This is a genomic window from Desulfobotulus sapovorans DSM 2055 (assembly GCF_059569355.1).
Map to the genome: position 1 here is coordinate 12,620 of NZ_JCANVJ010000001.1, position 20,438 is coordinate 33,057.

Genomic DNA, 20,438 nt, shown 5'->3' on the forward strand with positions numbered 1-20,438 from the left:
GGGAGAGAAGCGGTGAAGCAGGGCGGGAGAACCCGTCCCTGCCATGATGAAAGGCTGATGCTCTGTATCGGATCAGAAGTGATAGGTGAGGGTCATACCGGCTCCGAGGAGATGACCGCCCGCCTTGGCGTGGACACGGGCTTCGCGGTTATAGAGGGCTGTGCTGAAACTTTTGTTCAGATTTGAGGATTCTCCCCCTACGATACGATCCTGCTCCACCACGGTATACTGCAACACGGTGTCCAGGGTGAAGCTGCCGAAGGTAAACCCTGCGCCCATGGCGTAGGTTTTTTTATCCCCGTCGGGCCACATGAGATCCAGGCTGTCATCGGGAATGGGGCTGGGATCATAGAAGTAGCCGCAGCGCAGGGCGATGATGTCATTCATGAGGTATTCCGCACCAAAGCGGATCTGGCGCGTATTGTTCCAGTTTCGTTCATAGGCGCTCTGGCTCGTTCCGCCTGCACTCAAAAAGAAGTCTTCCACCTGGCGTTTGTTGATGCCCCATTCTGTCCAGACCAGGTCAAATTCCATGGAAAAGCGGGAGTGTGGTGCATAGCGGATACCGGCCTGTACCTGCTGGGGATGGTTGTAATCCATCGTTGCCTTGGCAATTTTAGTCCCTCCAAGCTTGAGATCGCCCTCAAATTCGGCTTCTGTTTCGCTGCGGTAGGTCAGTCCCAGGGCAATGGTTTCAACGGGTTTGTACAGGATACCGAGGTTGAAGGAATAGTTGAGGTCATCCTCCACTTCAAGTTCCACATGCTTGCCGTCCATCATCAGGGCAGACTGAAGCTTCTTTTTGGTTGCAGCATCCACGTTCGGACTGCTCAGCATGGCCGTTGCAGTTGCTTTTTCCGTATCATCCTGAAAATAATATGCAATTTTTTCTCCACCCGCCTCGGATTTGCCGATGGATACCCCAAATCCCAGGGAAAGCCGATCCGTGACCCTGTAGGCGATGGTCGGTGTCAGGGCAACGCGCTTATAATACGAATGATAGGAGTCGTGTACCGCAGGGTTGCTTGCCGGATTTTTAGGCCACTCCACTTCAAGCCCCCAGGGCGCGTAGGCGGCAAGTCCCAGGCTGATCCTGTCGCTGAGGGGCATGGCAAACCCCAGGTGGGGTGCGGCAAGAATGGGAAAATCATCCTGCACATCAAAGGATTTTCCCTTGAATCTTGGGTCGTTGGTATTCTCAACACGGATTCCCTTCACCTCGAGATCCGGATCAATGACATGCACCCCCATGGCAAAGGTGGGGCTTTGAATCTGGGTCAGGCCTGCCGGGTTGTAATAGGCGGCAAAGGGATCATCGGCATAGGCGGAGAATGCACCGCCCATGGAGGTTGCCCTTGAGCCGATACCGAAAGTATCCACACACCCCGCATAGGCTGCGGAAGCGGCAAGGATAAGGGTTGCTGTGAGTGCAAAAAGTCTTTGAGTCACCATGAACCTCCTTGGAAAATAGGGATGGGTAAACGGGAGCATGAACGACACTGTTGGGTCTGAACACTGTTTTCTGTGAACATCTGCAAAAAAATTGTCGGGGCAAAGCTTACTACCTCAGCTACCGTTCCCATGCTCCAGCGTGGGAACGATGGATACAATGCTGCCTGGCTGAGTCAGGGGGTAATCAGAAAAAAAATGTCGGGACAAAGCTTATTATATGAATGTTCATTTATGAATAACGATGTTCACTTTGGTAACCGATATTTTTAGGGCTGTCAAGTGAAATGGCAGGGCCTCTTTTGTATTTCGCTTTGGGATATGGCGTGATAGACAATAGACACTGTCTTGCGGGTGCTTGAATTCTGTTTTTTGGGGCTGCTGCGCGTAAAAGGGGGCAGGCGACCTGTTTTTTTACCGGATCAATGGGCTGCCCGTTCTCAGGGCTGCCCGTTTTCAGCTACAGGAAAAAAGGCCTCTTTTTCTTTATTGTTTCAGGGGGAATGAATATGCAGATCTGTATTGCGGAAGGGTATATTCAGGCGCTTCTCTTCGCCGTTTATGAGGATGGCAGGGTTCTGGCCATGGATGGTGGATGCCGTTGTGATATTGCAGCCATGACGGCCTTTCTGGAGGAAGGGCTGAAAAAGAGCTGGTCGGATGTCAGGCTTCAGGTGGTTTCCCATATTCATCCGGATCATGCGGGGGCGGCTCCCCTTTTAAGCCGACGCTACGGTCTGCCCCTTGCCGCCCCCGAAGGCATCAACCGCTGGTATGCGGGTATCGGGGGCTTTTTGCAGCACAAAATTGATATCTCCCTTGGGTACTTTGTGGTTTATGTGATGGGAAAACCCTGGAGGAATATTTTTTACAGGAGAAGGGTCGCCATGGACTATGCCCTGAAGGACGGGGACTTTCTGCCCGGATTTCCGGACTGGCAGGCCCTCAGCACACCGGGGCACACCAACCACGACATGGTTTTTTACCATCAGGAGACGAAAACCCTGTATGCGGCGGATGTGATTTTATACGTGAACCGGCGCTTTCAGCTTCCCTTTCCCGTGTCCATGCCCGATGAAATGGCGGAAAGTCTTTTGCGTATCCGCAATCTGGATGTGAACACCCTGATCCTCGCCCATGGCGGGATGCTACAGGTGGACGGCATGGCAGACATTGTGGACGGACTTCTGAAAAGACTCAGCGGCGTGGGCCTGAATCCCATGCTGCGCCGCCTGCGTCCTTTGACCCGTTTTTCTCCGGAGCTGCGAACCCACCTTTTGTAAAGCCTTCGTAAAATCCAGGGGACACAGGCGGCATCTCTGCTGCCCTGTGTCCCTTTTTTGTTTCAGATCTTTTTTTCTGATGCTGATTAGATTTTTCCGGAAGCTTCAAGATCGCTGAGGAACCGGTGCAGAAGCCTGACCCCGAAACCGCTGCCGCCCGCAGGACAGTAGGCCGAAGCTTTGGAAAGGTAGGCGGGGCCTGCGATATCGAGATGAACCCAGCGGGTTTCTCCCACAAATTCCTTTAAAAAGAGGGCCGCTGTGATGGCACCGCCGTTTTTGGAGGTGGACACGTTCCGCAGATCCGCAAGCTCACTTTTCAGAAGTTTTTTGTAGTCGTTCGGAAGAGGCATGGGCCAGCAGCGCTCAAAGGTGACATCGCCTGCGGCGGCCAGGGCATGGGAAAGTCCCATGTCTTCGGAAAAAATGCCCGCAATGTTATCGCCTAAGGCCACCATGCAGGCTCCCGTGAGGGTGGCCACATCCACCATGAGATCAGGCTTTTCCTTTTCCGCAATCCAGGCCAGGGTATCGGCCAGAATGAGGCGGCCTTCCGCATCCGTGTTCATCACTTCCACACTTTTACCCGCATAGCTCATAAAAACATCGCCGGGCCGACAGGCCGTTCCAGAAGGCATGTTCTCCACAATGGGAATGGCAACCACAAGGTTGAAGGAAGGCCGGGTGCGGGCCATGGCCATGGCCGTTGCCGCCACTGCCGCCGCACCTGCCATATCCATTTTCATGCCTTCCATACCGGCAGGCGGCTTCAGATCCAGGCCACCGGCATCAAAGGTGACTCCTTTGCCCACAAGGGCCACGGTTCGGGAGGCGGGTTTTTCCGGTGTGTAGCGCAGAACCACGAGGGCGGGTTCCGCGTCACTGCCCTGGGCAACGGCGAGAAGGCAGCCAAAACCTAAGGCCTCCATCTCTTTTTTTCCGAGACGCTCCACCCTGAGGCCTTCTTTTTCCGCAGCGTCCGCAAGCATGTCGGCAAAGGCCTGGGGCCGTTTGTCGTTGGAGGGCATGGACACCCAGGATCGGGCCTGATGGGTGGCGGTGCAGACGGCCTCAATGCGGGAAGCCAGGGCAGAAAGTCCGGCTTCGGGTTCTTCTTCCGTTAGCAGGAGGAGGCTTTCAAGGGCTTTCAGCTCCGCTTCCTTTTTGTAAAGGTCAAAGCGGTAGTTGGCCAGCACCAGGCCTTCCAGGATGGCGGTAATGAAGTTTTCTCTTTGGGTTTCGGGCAGAAGATCCGGAAGATGGAGGCCGAGCCGGGTTTCCTTTGCCTGCATGGCGGCCTGAACGGCCAGGGCTGCGGCCTTTCTCAGGGTTTCGCTGTCCAGCTCTTCTTTTTTGCCAAGACCCACCATGAGGATGCGGGAAAGGGGCAGCTCTGCTGGTGCTGCAAGGGGATAGCTTTTTTCCGCCTTGCCCCCGAATTCCGGGAGGCTGCGGATTCTTTCACAGAGCGTTGCCTTGTTCTTCTCGGTATAGAGGGGGCCGTCTTCACAGACAAAAAGGACACGGGTGGCCGGGCCTTCGGAAATCGCAGGGGCTTTTTGTACAGAGAGCATGTTTTTTTTTCCTTAAATTTTGGGAATATGCGGATGGCGGAGGTTTTGCTGTTTTTTATGAAATTGAAAAATAAGGATATGCCGTCCGTGAAGTTCACGGCTCTCGTCTGAAATGAAGAATCAGATTTCAATGAGGTATATTGGCAATTTTCATCTCCCTAAGGGATGGATTCGCCCTTTGTCTCCCTCACACCGTTCACGGTGAGCTTGTCGAACCGTTTGTCTCCCTCACACCGTTCACGGTGAGCTTGTCGAACCGTGACGAAAAAGCAAAAGGGATGACCTTTGTCTTTTTTTGGCTCACCCTTCGACAGGCTCAGGGTGAACGGTCGGGGTGAGGGAGCAATTCAGGCCCGGAAACCGTTTAAGAGGCTTTAAAAATAGCAACAATGCGGGGATCCAGGCAGGATCGCAGAAAGGCATTCATTTCCGTCTGATCCCCTGAATCATAGAAACGCAGCATGAGGGTGTTGAATTCAAGCTGCCGTTTTGCGGGCAGATTGATGATGGGAAACCCATGGTGCAGCAGAAAGCCGTTCATGACAAAGCGGCCCATACGCTTGTTGACATCGTAAAAAAACTGGTTTCTTGCCATGGTCAGAAAATAATGGATGGCCTGATCGTACACATCGGAAAGCCTTTTGGCATCAAGGAGCATGGTTTCAAAAAGCCGGGGAAGAAGGGCGGCTTCCGGCGGCATGTAGTCCGTACCGGAAATGGTCACACCTCCAGAGCGCAAACATCCCCATTCCATGGCCTCTTCCTTTCCCGCAATGGCGTGGAGACTCAAGACCAGCTCCCTTGTGATCTCAAAGCGGTTCTGATCAACCAGACGGAAGAGGGTGCGCCAGGTTTCCGCCTGGTTGAGGGCTACCTGCTGATCCGAGATTCTGTGGCCTCCTACGGTGATACCATCGAGCAGGGTCTGGATTTCCGGCAGGGTAAAGGCAATTCCCTCCAGATTCACCGCATCCCAGACCAGTTCCGCAAGCTGTCTGCGGGCCAGCATGAGGGCTTTTGCCCGGTTTGGGGGCATGTTCCAGAAAAGATCCTGCACAAGATTCTGCATATGACCCTCGAATGAAGGGGGATGAAGGAGGCAGCCTCCCGGAAAGGAAGCTGCCCCTTTGGGGGCTTCAGCCTCCGTACTGGATGGCGCTGAACTGCTGAAGTTTTTTTAAGTTGTGGATGGAGCGCACATAGCGCATGGTGCCGGTCCGGCCCCGGATGACCAGGGATTCGGTGATGGCCCCTGTGCCGGTGTAGCGCACGCCGGGAAGAAAGGTGCCGCCGGAAATGCCCGTGGCGGCAAAAAACACATCTTCGCTTTTCACCAGATCCTTCACGGAGCGGATTTTGTTCATGTCAATGCCTGCGGCAAAGAGGGATTCCCTTTCCTCGCTGCTCTGGGGATCAAGCCGGGTGAGCATCTCACCGTTCAGGCCCCGGATGGCACAGGCCGCCAGCACCCCTTCCGGTGTGCCCCCTGTCCCCATCATGAGATCCACCTCGCAGTCCGGATCAATGGCCATGAGGGCTCCGGCCACATCCCCGTCCGTGTGGAGCTGGATGCGGGCCCCGGCCTTGCGGATGGCCTCAATGAGGGGTTTGTGCCGGGGTTTGTCCAGAACAAAGACCACAAGGTCGTCCACACGCTTGCCCAGGGCTTTTGCAATTTTTGCAAGGTTTTCGGGAACAGGGGCATCGAGATCCGCCACGTCCTTTGCCGCCTCGGGAACCACGAGTTTCTGCATGTAAAAACTGGGGCCGGGGTTGAACATGGCATCATAGGGGGCAAGGCCCACCACGGAGATGGCATTGGGTCTGCCAAAGGCCAGAAGGCTTGTGCCTTCCACGGGATCAACGGCCACGTCCACCATGGGGCCTTTGCCGTTGCCCACGGTCTCCCCGTTGTAGAGCATGGGGGCTTCGTCCTTTTCGCCCTCTCCGATCACAATGCGGCCTTCCACGGGAACGGCGGCAAAGGAGAGGCGCATGGCATCTACGGCGGCCCCGTCTCCGGCTTTTTTGTCACCCCTGCCCAGCCAGCGGGCCGAAGCCAGGGCTGCGGATTCGGTGACGCGCACAAGATCCATGGCCAGATTGCGTTGGGGAATTTCCACGGGATTTCCTTTCGTTGCGGGATGCATGAAACTTTTTTTAAAGACCGCAGGTTTTGGCCTTCAGGGTCAGTTTTTCCTCAAAGAATTCAAAGGCACGTTTGAAAAGGATTTTCTGGTGGCCCGGATGGCTGACCCGGTGATCGCCCCCTTCAAAGGCGATGAAGCGTTTGGGTTCCGCAGCCAGCTCATAGACCCTGTGGCCTTCGTCCACGGGCACCACCCTGTCATCGGTGCCATGCACCACAAAGACGTTGCGCATGGCGGGGATGCGTTCGGTGAGGTCAAAGTTCAGGTTTTCCCTGAAAAAGGATTCGGGCAGGCCGGTTTCTTCTAAAATGGTCTGGATGTCTTCGGGGGGTTGTTGCAGGAGTACCCGGCCTTTGATCAGGGGGGCCACAAGGAAGGTGGCCGCAGGCCGGATGACGGACCAGGCGGCAATGCAGGTGGCCGCTCCCATGCTGCTGCCGAAAAGCCCGAAGGGGCGGCCCAGATCCTTTCTTGCGGAAAGCATCTCCCAGGCGGCCACAAGGTCTTCCACCCGGGTATCAAGGCTGGTTTCGGAAAGCTTTCCTTCGGAGTCTCCGGAACCCCGGTGATGGAAACGGAAATAGGCGACTCCGGAAGCGGCAAGGCTTCTGGCCAGATCCACCTGTTTTGCGGAATGGGCATCACTTAAAAGACCGTGGGAGCCGATGACCAGCGGCGGGTTTTTGGCTTCAGGCATATGGAGAATACCGGAAAGGGAAAATCCCCTGGAATCAAAGCGCAGGGCTTCCGTACGTTCGAGCGTATGTTCTTTGTTTTCAGACTGTTCTTGCATGGTTTCCTCATTGGTATCATTCTTGTAGTCTTGCTTTTCCATAAAACAAAGGACTATATAAAAAACTTTTTGTTTTGTCACTTCCAAGAACCTTAAGCAGAGTGGATTCCCTATGTGCAGTGTCAGAAAAAAGCAGGAACTGGAGCTGGATGTCACGGACATGGCCTTTGGAGGCCGGGGACTGGCCAAAGTGGAGGGCATGGCGGTCTTTGTGGATGAGGCCGTGGCCGGAGACCGGGTACGGGCGCGGATTTTCAAGAAGAAAAAACGCCATGCCGAGGCAAAGGCCCTTGAGGTATTGTCCCCGTCTCCGGATCGGGTGACGCCTCCCTGCGCCTATGCATCCTGGTGCGGGGGCTGCAAGTGGCAGTACCTTTCCTATGAAAAACAGCTGGAATACAAGACCCGTCAGGTGGGCGAAGCCCTGGAACATCTGGCGGGCATCCGGGATGTGGTGATTCATCCGGCCCTGCCTTCTCCTGAGATTTTTCATTACAGAAACAAGATGGAATTCACCTGTACGGACAGCCGCTGGCTTCTGCCGGAAGAGCTTCAGAATCCGGACATCAAAAAGGACAGCGCCATTGGTCTCCATGTCCCCGGCGCCTTCGACCGGGTACTGGACATTGAGCGCTGCCATATTCAGCCGGAAATGGCCAACGGGATTCTGGCCTTTATCCGAAAAGAGATCCTTGCTTCGGGGCGGCCCATGTACGGGCTGAGAAGCCATGAGGGCTTCTGGCGTTTTGTCACCCTCCGTCACAGTGTGGCCGATGATGTTTTCATGGTGAATCTCGTTACAAAGGAACCGGATGAAGCCCTTTTGAAGCCCCTTGCGGAACGCCTCCGGGAGGCCTTTCCTTCCGTGACCTCGGTGGTGAACAACGTGACCCGCCGCAAGGCAGGGGTTGCCATCGGAGAAGAGGAGATCCTGCTTTCCGGAGAGGCGGCCATTTATGATGCCATCGGGCCTTTCCGGTTCAAGATTTCCGCCAATTCCTTTTTTCAGACCAACACCCGTGCGGCGGAAGGGCTGTACGCCAAAACCGCGGAATATGCGGCTCTGACCGGAGGGGAGAGGGTGCTGGATCTCTATTCCGGAACGGGCACCATTCCCATCTACCTTTCCGAAAAGGCCTCTGAGATCACCGGTATCGAGATTGTGGAAAGTGCGGTGGCGGATGCCCGCAGGAACTGCCTTGAAAACGGGGTGGAAAACTGCCGTTTTCTTCTGGGTGACATGAAGGATGTGCTGCCGGGGCTGGATGTGAAGCCTGACGTCATCATCATTGATCCGCCGAGGGCGGGGATGCACCCGGATGTGGTGGCCCGGATTCTGGCCCTTGCCCCGGAGCGCATGGTCTATGTGTCCTGCAATCCCGCCACCATGGCCAGAGACCTTGCCATGATGAAGGATGCCTATGAGGTGCTGGAGGTGCAGCCCGTGGACATGTTCCCCCATACCTTTCATATTGAGGCCGTAGCCAGATTGCGGCGGAAAAATGCCGGATCAGGTCTTTTTTCTGAAACCCCTTCAGAGACCAGGGAGTGAAAGCAGACATGAAACTTTTTTTGAGTCTTCTCGGCAGGTTCTTTTACAAGCTCATGGGATGGCGTTTTGAACCCCTTCCGTCCTATTTTTCGGAAAAGCATGTGATTATCGGTTTTCCCCACACCAGCAACATGGATACGATCCGGGCTTTCATGGGGTTTAAGATTGTAAGGAGAACGGGGCATATCATGATCAAGAAGGAATGGTTCCGCTGGCCCCTTTCCCTTTTTCTGAAGACCCTCGGCGGTATTCCCGTGGACAGGAAGTCGGCCAATGGTGTTGTGGAGCAGATGGTTCAGGTTTTCAGAGAGAGGGCGCATTTTCTGCTTGCCATTGTTCCCGAAGGGACACGAAAGGATGTCCCCACCATCAAAACCGGCTTCTGGCACATTGCCAAGGCGGCCAATGTGTCCATTCTCTGCTGGTATCTGGACAATGATCACAAGACTACGCGCTGGCTGGGAGAGCTTGTTCCGGGAGAGGACAAGGTGGCGGATATTCTCCGTATCCGCCAGATCTATGCCGATGCCGGTTACACCTTTCCCCTGGATATGGCGGCCCTTTTAAAGGACGATGGGCAGACCAGCCCGAGGCCCTGAAGTTTCATTTCAGGCATTTTTTCTTCAAAGAAGGCGTCCTTCCCGTCTGAACAGGGAAGCCGCCTTTTTATCTTTTTGCCGATGGGGGCAAAGCGGACTTTTCAGTATCTGAAAAATTGCCTATTCTGTAAAAACGATATCACCCATCCGAGATGCACCCTCTGCACCCTGATACAACTCAGCCTGACTGCCGACATCATTGCACGTTCAGAGTAGAAATTTCCGGTTCCTGAATTCTGGCCTGCTGTCCATGGAAGGGAAAAGTCTTTGTGCCCGGGGATTTGGATATTGTTTGGAAAGATGAGGCATCTGGGAGAGGACTTGAAATATTTCAGGAAACGACGGAACGGCACTGAAGCTTGACAACCCCTTGCAGGAAACCCGGGAACTGAAAAAGGAATGGCGATGACAAAAGCACGTTTTGTTCTGTCCTGTGGGATTTTTTTTCTGATTTCCCTTATCCTGCTGGCGGTGGCCCGGAGTGATTCGGGCAGGGAGAAAAGCCATGTTCTGGTGCTGCATTCCTATCATGGCGAGCTGCCCTGGTCCAGGGGACTGATGCAGGGGCTGGAAAGGGGTTTTCAGGATTCCGGCCTGCCTCTGGTGATGCATGTGGAGTATATGGACGGTATCCGTCACCGCCAGGAAGAGAATTTTCCGGTGATGAAGGACTATCTGAGCCAAAAATATGCCAGGGTACCCCTGCAGGGGGTTCTGGCAACGGACGATGTGGCTCTGGATTTTCTTTTGCTGTACAGGGACGAAATCTTTCCCGGTCTGCCTCTGGTTTTCTGCGGCCCCAATGATTTTACCCCGGAACGTCTGGAGTTTCAGGAGCGGATCACCGGTATTGCGGAAAACCCGGACATGCGGGGCACCATCGGTCTCATCCGGCGCCTTCATCCCAAAGCGTCTTCCATTGCCGTGGTTTCGGATCGCAATCCTGCCAGTCTGCGGGTGATTGAAGGGTTAAAGAAGATTGCAGGGGAGCTGGGGCAGCCCGGTCTGTTTTCCCTTCTTACCGATGCCAGCCTTGAAGCCCTGCTGGCCGAGTTGCAGGCCCTGCCCAGGGGGACGCCTGTGGTTTTTCATGCCTTTCTGCGGGATGCCTCAGGAAAAACCTATGCCAGTAACCTGAAAAATCTCAGGCTTCTGGCTTCCCGATCCGGACTGCCCTTTTATACCTTCAAGAAGATTGATATCGGTGAAGGGGCTGTGGGCGGAGCTGTAATCAGTGAAGAACGCATGGCCGAAATCGCCGCAGGGATGGTTCTTCAGATTCTTAAAGGTCTTCCGCCCCAGGGGATTCCCGTGATTTATCATACCCCCCAGGTGTATCTTTTTGACTACCCCAAACTCCGGGATTTTAAGATACCCCCGGAGATCCTGCCCGCAGGCAGTATCCTCATCAACCGCCCTTTTCCCCTCTACCATGAACACAGAACAGCCTTTTATATCGCAGGTGCTGCGTTGTTGCTGCTTTTGTGTCTGCTCATCGTTCTTACCCTGAAAAACCGGCGGGAAAGGCGTCATCGCAGAAATGCCGAGCAGCATCTCAGGGAAAGCCAGGATCGCTACCGATCCATCATTGTCGTTTCCAATACGGGGGCCTGGGAGTTCAACCGGGAGACCAACCACCAGTGGTGCAGTCCTGAGTATTTTTCCATGATCGGCCATGATGCCGCAGAGTTTACCATGAACGGAGGGGACAACCTCAGACAGGTATGGACGGATTTTCTGCATCCGGAAGACCGGGAGCCCGCCCTTGCCTTTTTCAGGGATTACCTGAACCGGGGATCAGAAGGGCTGTATGAACAGCATTTCAGGATGCGCCACAAAGAGGGACACTGGGTCTGGATCTGGTCCCGTGGGAAAACCCTTTGCAGGCCGGATGGCTCCCTTACCCCCCTGACTTTGGGAACCCATATCAATATTTCCGACATCCGGGATGCCGAAGCCCGGCGGGAAAAGTTGCAGGCCCAGCTGCTTCAGGCCCAGAAGATGGAGTCCGTCGGTATTCTGGCCGGTGGCGTGGCCCATGATTTCAACAACCTGATTCAGGTGATGCGGGGCAATCTGGAGCTTCTGGCCATGGGAGCCACTCTGGATACCCGGAGCATGCAGCGCCTGGATGTGGTGGCAGGGGCCATGGACAGGGCGGCAAAGCTTGTGCAGCAGCTTCTGTTTTTCAGCCGCAAGGCGGAATCCAGCCGGGTTCGTATGGATATCAATGATGAAATCAGGATGCTGAGCCACCTCCTGGAACGGATTATTCCCAGAATGATTTCCATGGAACTGCATCTTTGTTCTGGCATAAGCCCGGTCTGTGCAGATCCTGTTCAGATGGAGCAGGCTCTCCTTAATCTGGCCAACAATGCGGCGGATGCCATGCCGGAGGGGGGCAGGCTGATTTTTGAAACAAAGAATGTGGATCTGGATGACAGCTTTGTGAAAACCCATGAAGGCGCGTGCAGGGGGCCCCATGTTCTGATTTCCGTTTCGGATACGGGCTGTGGCATGGATGCCGAAACCCTCAGCCATGCCTTTGATCCCTTTTTCACCACCAAGGAAGTGGGCAAGGGTTCCGGCCTGGGGCTGGCTTCGGTGTATGGTATTGTCAAGGCCCACGGGGGATATCTTCAGTGTTACAGCGAACCCGGCCATGGCACGGTCTTTAACGTGTACTTCCCTGTGGTGGATGAGGGGGGAACGGAGCTGAAGACCCTGCCGGAACCCTCTCTTCCGGGAACGGGCAGTGAAACCCTTCTTCTGGTGGATGATGAGGCCCATATCCGGGAAATGGGCAGGGAAGCCCTTGAGAATGCAGGCTATACCGTGCTCTGTGCAGGCAGCGGAGAAGAAGCCCTGACGATCTACGGGGAGGAGGTGCAGCGCATCGACCTGATTCTTCTGGATCTGAACATGCCGGGTATGGGCGGGCACCGGTGTCTGCGGGAACTTCTGAAAAAAAATCCCCATGCGCGGGTGCTGATTTCCAGCGGCTATTCCGCCAATGGTCAGGCCATGGAAGCCCTGGCCTCAGGAGCCATGGGCTTTATCGGAAAACCCTGGCTGCTGAAGGAACTGATGGAGAAGGTCAGGGAGGTACTGACATGAAAAAAACGCTGCTGCATCGTCTGCTTCCGCTAATTTTTTTTCTGCTTTTGTTGCTTGTGCTCAGTGGAGCCTGGCTGCTCTGGCAGCAGGGCGCCATACTGACGGTCTTTCTTCTTGGGGTTCTTCTGGGCTTTGTATTCCTCATGCTGTGCCGGGCGGAGAGAATTATCTGTTCTCAGCAGGCAGAGCTGCTGCAAAGCGAAGAAAGGTTCCGCCACATTACCGAAAGCATCGGGGATGTGGTCTGGCTGCGTTCCCGTGACAACAGTGCCATGCTTTATGTCAGCCCCGCCTACGAAACCCTCTGGGGCCGGAGCTGCCAGAGCCTGTATGAAAATCCCCAAAGTTTCATGGAGACTGTGCATCCTCTGGATACAGAAGGGGTTTCTGCTGCATTTGAAGCCTATACCTCTTCAGGTTTCTTTGACATGGAATACCGCATTCTGAGGCCCGATGGCGGCCTGCGCTGGGTTCATGCACGGGCTTTTCCCGTGCGCGGCGAGGACGGCAGCCTGCTGCACCATGCGGGCATTGCCACGGATGTCACGGCCAGGAGACTTACGGAACAGCACAGGGAAGAATTCCATGAGCGTCTGCTCACGGTAATGGATGCCATGGATGCCCTCATCTACATTGCGGACATGGAAAACCATGAGCTTCTTTTTCTCAATGCCTTTGGCCGAAGGGCCTTCGGGGACGGTGTGGGCAGAAAATGCTGGGAGGTGCTTCAGTCCGGACAGGGCGGCCCCTGCACCTTCTGCACCAACTCAAGGCTTCTCAAGCCTGATGGCAGTGCTTCGGGCATCCATCACTGGGAATTTCTGAATTCTGCCAATGGCAGGTGGTATGACTGCCGGGATCAGGCCATTCCCTGGACAGAAGGCCGCATGGTGCGCATGGAAGTGGCCGTGGACATCACAGAGCGCAGGCAGGCCGAAGAAGAAGGCCGCAGGATGGTCTCTTTGCTGGACAGTATCCTGGATTCCCTGGAAGAGGGGATTCTTGTCATTGACCGTCACGGCAGGGTGAGCAGGCGCAACCGGGCCTTTTGCGATCTCTGGCGTATTCCCCCCCAGCTGTCCGCAACGGATGATCAGACCCTTCTCGACTATGTTGTTTCCCAGCTTTCAGATCCTGAAGCCTTTTATGCCAAGGTGCAGCACCTGTACGAAAGGCCTGAAGCGAGCAGCTTTGATGAAATTCTTTTTCGTGATGGCCGGGTTTTTGAGCGGTACTGCCAGCCCCAGTGGCAGGGGCGTCAGGTGATTGGAAGGGTCTGGTGTTTTCGTGACATCACTCCCCGCAAGAAAGCGGAGGATCAGCTTCGCAGGCTGTCCAGAGCCGTGGAGCAGAGTCCTGCCAGCATCGTGATTACGGATCTTGAAGGCACCATCGAGTATGTCAACCCGGCCTTCACCCGGGTAACGGGCTACAGCTTTGAGGAGGCAAAGGGCCAGAACCCCAGAGTTCTGAAGTCACCGGATAAACCCTCCGAAGCCTACAGAGAGATGTGGGAGATCCTCACGTCCGGAAGGGAATGGCGGGGAGAGTTCAAAAACATCCGGAAAAACGGGGAGGTGTTCTGGGAGGCCGCCTCCATCACCCCGATTTTCAATGACAAGGGGGAGGCCACCCATTATCTGGCGGTCAAAGAAGACATCACGGAACGCAAATGGGCCGAAGAGGCCCTTCTGGAAAGCAACCGCCAGCTGGAGGCGGCCATCACCCACGCCAATGAGATGACCCTTCAGGCCCAGGCCGCAGCCCATGCCAAGGGGGAATTTCTGGCCAACATGAGCCATGAGATCCGGACACCCATGAACGGGGTCATGGGCATGACCAGCCTGCTGCTGGAGACGACGCTGGATGAAAGGCAGCGGCGTTTTGCGGAAACCATCTATTCAAGTGCCCGATCCCTTCTCGGAATCATCAACGACATCCTTGATTTTTCCAAAATTGAAGCCGGAAAGCTGGATCTGGAAATTCTGGATTTCGATCTGAAGAATTTCATGGCGGATTTCAGCGATGCCATGGCGCTGAAGGCCCAGGAAAAGGGGCTGGGCTGGCGTTCTTGCATTGAACCGGATGTGCCCCGTTTTCTTTGTGGCGATCCTGGCCGTTTGCGGCAGATTCTGACCAACCTTGCGGGCAATGCCCTGAAGTTTACGGAAAAGGGCCAGGTTTCGGTGGAGGTGAGTCTCGAAAAAATGGAGAAGGAAGGGACATGGCTGCGGTTTTGTGTGCAGGATACGGGCATTGGCATTCCTGAGGATAAAATGTCCCTGCTTTTTGACAAGTTCAGTCAGGTGGATGCCTCCATCACCCGCAGGTTTGGGGGGACAGGGCTTGGCCTTGCCATCAGCCGTCAGCTGGCCGGACTCATGGGCGGGGAGGTCGGCGTGGAAAGTCTTGCGGGGAAGGGATCCACCTTCTGGTTCACGGCCCGTTTCGGTCAGGGGGGCGGAACCGGGGCCATCATTCCTGACAACAGGCATCGCATGGCATCCCTGCCGCAGTTTTCCGGCCGTATTCTTCTTGTGGAGGACAACAGCACCAACCAGGAAGTGGCCCAGGGGATTCTTGCAAAATTCGGGCTGCACACGGATACGGTGGCCAATGGCCTGGAAGCTCTGGAGGCTGTAAAGCGTCTTCCCTATGACCTCATCCTCATGGATGTGATGATGCCGGAGATGGATGGCCTGGAAGCCACACGCCGTATCCGGAAGAGGGAGGCTGAAGAAGGGGGGCATGATGATGGGACTGCCGGAATCAAAAGAGCCGGAATTCCCATTATCGCCATGACCGCAGGGGCCATGCAGAGGGACAGGGATCGCTGCCTCAACGCCGGGATGGATGATTTCATTTCAAAACCGGTGGAGCCGGAGGCTCTGGCGGAGGTGCTGGGAAAATGGCTGTTTTTCAGGAAAAATACTCCCTCCTCTGCCCCTTTTTCCGCAGAGGGAACCGTACAGGACGGGCAGGCGGACATCCTTCCCCCGGCTACCGTGTCGGAGACGCCTGTGGTTTTTGATCCTGACGCTGTCCAGAGACGCCTCATGAACGATGAAGAGCTGTTCCGGAATGTGCTGACACTTTCCCTTGAGGCTATTCCCCAGCGCATGGAGGCCCTGCGGGCTGGTTTAGACCGCTCTGACAGCAAGGCCGTATTCAGGGAGATCCATACCCTGAAAGGCATGACTGCGAATATCAGTGCCCTGGCCTTCAGTGAGCTGGCAGGGGAAATGGAAGCTGCCGCAGCTTCGGAAGACCTGTCCGCTGTGGCGGAAAACATGGAAGTCCTTGACGGGGCCTATGACAGGCTCCGCAGGGTGCTGGAGGGGGTTTTAAAGAATCCGCAAGTGTCAGAAACCCTTTCGGAGGAAGAGGAATGAGCGAACCTGTCAAGCCGGGGTTCGTCCCCGAGGAGGTCTATCGCGCCTATCTCTGCGCCCTGTTGGCACATGACCGCCTACAGTGCAGGGCGAGTTTTCAGCAATGGCTGGATGCCGATGCCGGGCTGCGCTCGACCTATGAGGATCTGGTGCGGCGTTCACTCTACGAAGTGGGGGATCTTTGGGAGCGGGGCCGGATTTCGGTGGCCTCGGAGCATCTGATTACGGCCATCAGCGAGGGCCTGTTGAACCTGACCTACCCCCGGCTCTTTGCCCAGCCGCGTAACGGCAAGTCCGCAGTGATTACCTGCGTGCCCAACGAGTATCACCAGATCGGCGGTAAAATGGTGGCCGATGTGTTTGAGTTAAATGGATGGCGTGGCTATTTCCTTGGTGCCAACACGCCCGTGGGCGAAACGATCACCCTCATCCGTGAAAAGCGGCCGGATGTGGCAGCGCTTTCCGTGGCCACCTCGTTTGGCCTGGCGGAGGTCATCCGTGCCGCGTCCGCAATTCGTGCGGCCTTCCCCGACCTGGAGATTCTTGTCGGCGGGCAGGCTTTCCGCTGGGGCGGACGGGAAGGGGTTGAACGTCTGCCCGGTGTACGCTGTCTGCTCTCCCTGGCTGAGCTTGAAACCTGGATCAGGGAGCATGACAACCATGGGTGACTGTCCGGATATTGCTGTGGCCCTGCAAAGGTATGTGCTGGAAACGGCATCGCTTATGATGCTGCAACTTGACGCTCAGAACCGGGTGGTGGGCGCTAACGATCAGGCCCTCCGGGTGCTGGGCACCGGGGCCGTGGGCCGCCCGCTGGCGGAACAGATCATGGACTTCAGGCACACCCTTGATGTGTCGGCGCTCATACGTCAGGGGGATACGGTGCATCGGCTCACGCTGAGCACCGCATCGGGCCGGCCCGAAACCTTCTGTTTCCGGTTTTTCTCCCTTGCCAGCGGCACCTTGGCCCTCGCCAGTCTCGATTTTCAGGAACAGGTGGAACTTCGCGATCAGGTGCTGGCTCTGAATCGGGAGCTGAACAATCTGACCCGGCAGCTCCATCAGAGCAACGCGGAACTGCGTGATCTGAATCAGCTTAAAAATCAGTTTCTTGGGATGGCGGCGCACGACCTGCGCAAGCCCATCGGAGTGATCATGACCTATGGCGGATTCGTGCTGGACGAGGCCGGGCTTTCCGAAGAGCACCGGGGCTTTCTGGGCATCTGCCTGAAGGCTGCCACGGACATGAAGCAGCTCATTGACGGGTTCCTTGACCTGGCCGTGATCGAGTCGGGTCAGCTGCGGCTGAATCTGGCCCCGGCCACTGTGCGGGAGATCGTCACGGGAGCCGAACCGATGGCGCGGCTGATGGCGGAGAAGAAAGGGATCGTTCTCCTGGTGGAGCCGACGGATGACCTGCGTTGTATCCATGTGGACATGTCCAAGCTCCAGCAGGTTCTCCTGAATCTTGTGGGGAATGCGGTGGAGCACTCCGTCTCCGGCCAGCGCGTCTGGCTTTCATCCCGCTGGGAAGGTCAGGATCTGATCTTTGCCGTATGCGATGAAGGCCCCGGCATCCCGCCTGCGGATCAGCCGCGACTGTTCACAGCCTTCGGGCGGACGGGCCTGCGTAAGACCGCCGGTGAACGCAGCACGGGACTTGGTCTTGCTATTGCGAGGCTCGTCATCGAGGCCCATGGCGGGCGTATCTGGATCGAGAACGGTTCCGGCCACGGTGCCAGGTTTGTTTTCAGTCTGCCAACGAAAGAGGGGGAATACGCATGAACCTGATACGTCTGATCGAAACTGCCAGAAAACTCCGTCAGCCGTCCGCCGAAGCTGCCGCCGGATTTGAGGCCGCACGCGATGGTCTCGCCGAGGCCCTCAACCGCCGCATGGTGGCCCGGCCCGATCTGGAGAAACTGATCGGCCCCGGAAACCGGGCCATGATGGAGGATAACAGCCGCAATTTCTGCCGGTTTATGGGCTCGATGTTTCTGGTCTATGAGCCGGAGGTGCTTGTGCAGACGGTACTCTGGGTCTTCCGGGCCTACCGTTCGCACGGGTTTCAGACGACCTACTGGGCTGCGAATCTGGATACCTTCGTCGAGATTGCCCGTGAAAGGCTTGCTCCGTCCGTCTTTACGGAGACCTGTCCCTTCTTCCACTGGCTCATTGTCAATATTCCACTCTTTGTGAAGATCAGCGATGAGCAGCTTGCGGAGCCTCTGTCGCCGGTTCCGCGTCATGACCCGGAGGGACAGCCATGAACGACCCTGTGAGAATCCTGATCGTGGATGACGATGCCGACCTGCGGATTGGCACTGCCCGACTGCTGGAAAAGGCGGGTTATGCCGTGGATCAGGCGGCGGACGGCGGGGCTGCACTCCAGGCGATCCGGCAACGCTGTCCGGATTTGATCCTGCTGGACCGCGATATGCCAGGGATGGATGGGCTGGAGGTCTGCCGCCGGATCAGGCAGTCCCCTGCCTTTGCGGGTATAGCCGTTATCATGGTGTCCGGTCACTATATTGACAGCAGCCATAAGTCGGAAGGTCTTGAGTTCGGTGTTGATGACTACATTGCCCGGCCCATCGAAAACCGCGAACTGCTGGCCCGCATGCAGGCCCATGTCCGTATTTTATCCCTGAGCCGCACCTTGCAGTCCAGGGTTAAGGAACTGGAGATGGCGCGGGATCAGATGAAGGCTGCGAACCAACAGTTGTGGCAGGAGATCGAAGAGCGCAAGCGGGCCGAAGAGACCATTTTGGAAAGCAACCGGCAGCTGGAGGCGGCCATCACCCGTGCCAATGAGATGGCCCTTCAGGCCCAGGCGGCCGCAAAAGCCAAGGGGGAATTTCTGGCCAACATGAGCCATGAGATCCGGACACCCATGAACGGGGTCATGGGGATGAGCCATCTGCTGCTGGATACGGCCCTTTCCGAGGAGCAGCGGCGTTATGTCGAAACCATACAGTCCAGCGGAAGGTCTCTTCTGGGTCTTCTTAATGATGTTCTGGATTTTTCAAAGAGTGAGGCCGGAAGGCTGGAGCTGGAGATTCTTGACTTTGACCTTGATGCCCTTCTGGAGGATATCGGCATGATGACGGCCCTGCGGGCCAGGGAAAAGGGACTTGTCTTTACCCTTTCTAAGGCAGCGGATGTTCCCCGCTATCTTTCCGGTGATCCCGGACGGCTCCGGCAGAGTCTCACCAACCTGACCAGCAATGCCCTGAAATTTACCGATGCGGGGGAACTTGGAATTCATGTCGGGCTGGAGCATGGGCAGGGCCATGATGAAGCGCAGGATGGGGTGCAGGATGAGACAAAGAATGAGGAGCGCACCGTCCGGCTCCGCTTTTCCGTTAAGGATACGGGAATCGGCATTCCTGAAGACAAAAAATTCCTGCTCTTCAGTCCCTTTACCCAGGTGGATGCCTCCATCACCCGCAGGTTTGGTGGCACGGGTCTGGGTCTTGCCATCTGCCGTCAGATGGCGACCCTTATGGGGGGCGATGTGGGGGTGGAAAGTGCGGAGGGCAGGGGATCCACCTTCTGGTTTACGGCCTCTTTTTCCCTCTGTCTCAGGGACAAGGAAAAAGAAGGGGAGGGGCTGCGCACCCTGAACGGGAACACCTGCGGGCGGGGAGAGCTGCCGCAGTTTTCAGGCCGCATTCTCCTTGCCGAAGACAATCTCACCAACCAGCAGGTGGCCTTAGGCATTCTCGGTAAATTCGGGCTGTATGCGGATACGGTTCTCAATGGCAAGGAGGCCCTTCGGGCTTTGAAACATCAGGCCCTGCAAGGGCAGCCCTATGACCTTGTGTTTATGGATGTGATGATGCCGGAGATGGACGGCCTTGAAGCCACAAGGCGGATTCGGGCAGAGGAATCCGGATGGGCTGGGGAGGGGACAGATCTTTTGCCCGGAGTCCGGAAACAAAGAATTCCCATCATAGCCATGACCGCAGGAGCCATGAGCAGGGACAGGGAACGCTGTTTAGGGGTGGGCATGGATGGCTATATCCCAAAGCCCGTGGAGCCGGAAGAGCTGCTGCGGGTACTGGAAAAATGGCTTTCTCCGAAGGATGGAAAGGGCTCTTTTTCTCTGTGCGGAGAAGGCCTTTTCGCTACAGATCCCTCGTCGGAAGTTTTGGTTCTGAAGGAAAAAAAGGAAGAGTCTCTTCTTTTTGACCGCAATGCCTTTCTCAAACGGCTTTTGGGGGATGAAGTGATTTTTAAGGTTCTCACAGGGCTTTTTCTGGAAAGCTTTCCCCAGAGAATGGAGGCGCTTCAGGCCAGTCTGGATGCAGCCGATGCCTCTGCCGTGCATCTGCATGTCCATACCCTGAAGGGAATGGCTGCCAATATCAGTGCCGAAGCCCTTTACAGTCTGGCGACGGAAATGGAAAAAGCCGCAAGGGACGGTGATCTGGAGGCAGTCGCCTTAAAAATGGCGGATCTGAGGGCAGGGTTTGAAAGCCTCCGGGAGCTGCTGGCATAAGGACATGGGGACTTTTCCTTACAAA

14 protein-coding genes are annotated in these 20,438 nt (G+C 56.0%); 9 read left to right on the forward strand and 5 right to left on the reverse strand.

All coding sequences use genetic code 11. The annotated features are described in order from the left end of the window. Window positions 1-72: 72 nt before the first annotated feature. Window positions 73-1,452, reverse strand: a complete 1,380-nt coding sequence (locus tag BR04_RS00075) for an OmpP1/FadL family transporter (protein ID WP_496353936.1) — start codon at window positions 1,450-1,452, stop codon at window positions 73-75. A gap of 506 nt (window positions 1,453-1,958) precedes the next feature. Here BR04_RS00075 and BR04_RS00080 point away from each other — a divergent pair. Continuing rightward, on the forward strand, window positions 1,959-2,732 hold the full coding sequence (locus tag BR04_RS00080; RefSeq protein WP_496353937.1) for an MBL fold metallo-hydrolase: 774 nt from the start codon (window positions 1,959-1,961) through the stop codon (window positions 2,730-2,732). Window positions 2,733-2,818: 86 nt separating this feature from the next. Here the strand turns inward: BR04_RS00080 and BR04_RS00085 are convergent, their stop codons facing one another. The 4 genes from BR04_RS00085 to BR04_RS00100 form a co-directional block, all read right to left on the reverse strand. Continuing rightward, on the reverse strand, window positions 2,819-4,306 hold the full coding sequence (locus BR04_RS00085; RefSeq protein WP_496353938.1) for a leucyl aminopeptidase: 1,488 nt from the start codon (window positions 4,304-4,306) through the stop codon (window positions 2,819-2,821). 364 nt (window positions 4,307-4,670) lie between these two features. Further along, on the reverse strand, window positions 4,671-5,375 hold the full coding sequence (locus tag BR04_RS00090; RefSeq protein WP_496353939.1) for a Fic family protein: 705 nt from the start codon (window positions 5,373-5,375) through the stop codon (window positions 4,671-4,673). A gap of 67 nt (window positions 5,376-5,442) precedes the next feature. Next, on the reverse strand, window positions 5,443-6,429 hold the full coding sequence (gene glpX, locus BR04_RS00095; RefSeq protein WP_496353940.1) for a class II fructose-bisphosphatase: 987 nt from the start codon (window positions 6,427-6,429) through the stop codon (window positions 5,443-5,445). A 37-nt stretch (window positions 6,430-6,466) separates the two neighbouring features. Continuing rightward, window positions 6,467-7,249 carry an alpha/beta hydrolase gene (locus BR04_RS00100; RefSeq protein ID WP_496353941.1) on the reverse strand — a complete coding sequence of 261 codons (783 nt, stop codon included), beginning with the start codon at window positions 7,247-7,249 and terminating at the stop codon, window positions 6,467-6,469. 112 nt (window positions 7,250-7,361) lie between these two features. Between BR04_RS00100 and rlmD the strand changes: the two genes are divergently transcribed. From rlmD to BR04_RS00140, 8 genes are all read left to right on the forward strand, one after another. Beyond that, window positions 7,362-8,801: a 23S rRNA (uracil(1939)-C(5))-methyltransferase RlmD gene (rlmD, locus tag BR04_RS00105; protein WP_496353942.1), complete on the forward strand. Its 1,440-nt coding sequence runs from the start codon at window positions 7,362-7,364 to the stop codon at window positions 8,799-8,801. A gap of 8 nt (window positions 8,802-8,809) precedes the next feature. Next, entirely contained in the window at window positions 8,810-9,400 is a 591-nt protein-coding gene (locus BR04_RS00110; protein WP_496353943.1) for a 1-acyl-sn-glycerol-3-phosphate acyltransferase, read from the forward strand. A gap of 405 nt (window positions 9,401-9,805) precedes the next feature. Then, a complete protein-coding gene (locus BR04_RS00115; RefSeq protein ID WP_496353944.1) occupies window positions 9,806-12,517 on the forward strand; it encodes an ABC transporter substrate binding protein in 2,712 nt (903 codons plus the stop codon). After that, window positions 12,514-15,909, forward strand: coding sequence for a PAS domain S-box protein (locus tag BR04_RS00120; RefSeq protein WP_496353945.1), 3,396 nt, complete (start codon window positions 12,514-12,516; stop codon window positions 15,907-15,909). Before BR04_RS00115 ends, BR04_RS00120 begins: the two co-directional genes overlap by 4 nt. Then, window positions 15,906-16,577 (forward strand): cobalamin B12-binding domain-containing protein, encoded by a 672-nt coding sequence (locus BR04_RS00125; protein WP_496353946.1) that lies wholly within the window; start codon window positions 15,906-15,908, stop codon window positions 16,575-16,577. Before BR04_RS00120 ends, BR04_RS00125 begins: the two co-directional genes overlap by 4 nt. Beyond that, window positions 16,561-17,694 carry a sensor histidine kinase gene (locus BR04_RS00130; protein WP_496353947.1) on the forward strand — a complete coding sequence of 378 codons (1,134 nt, stop codon included), beginning with the start codon at window positions 16,561-16,563 and terminating at the stop codon, window positions 17,692-17,694. Before BR04_RS00125 ends, BR04_RS00130 begins: the two co-directional genes overlap by 17 nt. After that, on the forward strand, window positions 17,691-18,179 hold the full coding sequence (locus BR04_RS00135; RefSeq protein WP_496353948.1) for a hypothetical protein: 489 nt from the start codon (window positions 17,691-17,693) through the stop codon (window positions 18,177-18,179). The genes BR04_RS00130 and BR04_RS00135 overlap by 4 nt, the downstream gene beginning before the upstream one ends. Continuing rightward, a complete protein-coding gene (locus BR04_RS00140) occupies window positions 18,176-20,413 on the forward strand; it encodes a response regulator (RefSeq protein ID WP_496353949.1) in 2,238 nt (745 codons plus the stop codon). The genes BR04_RS00135 and BR04_RS00140 overlap by 4 nt, the downstream gene beginning before the upstream one ends. The last annotated feature ends 25 nt before the right edge of the window (window positions 20,414-20,438 follow it).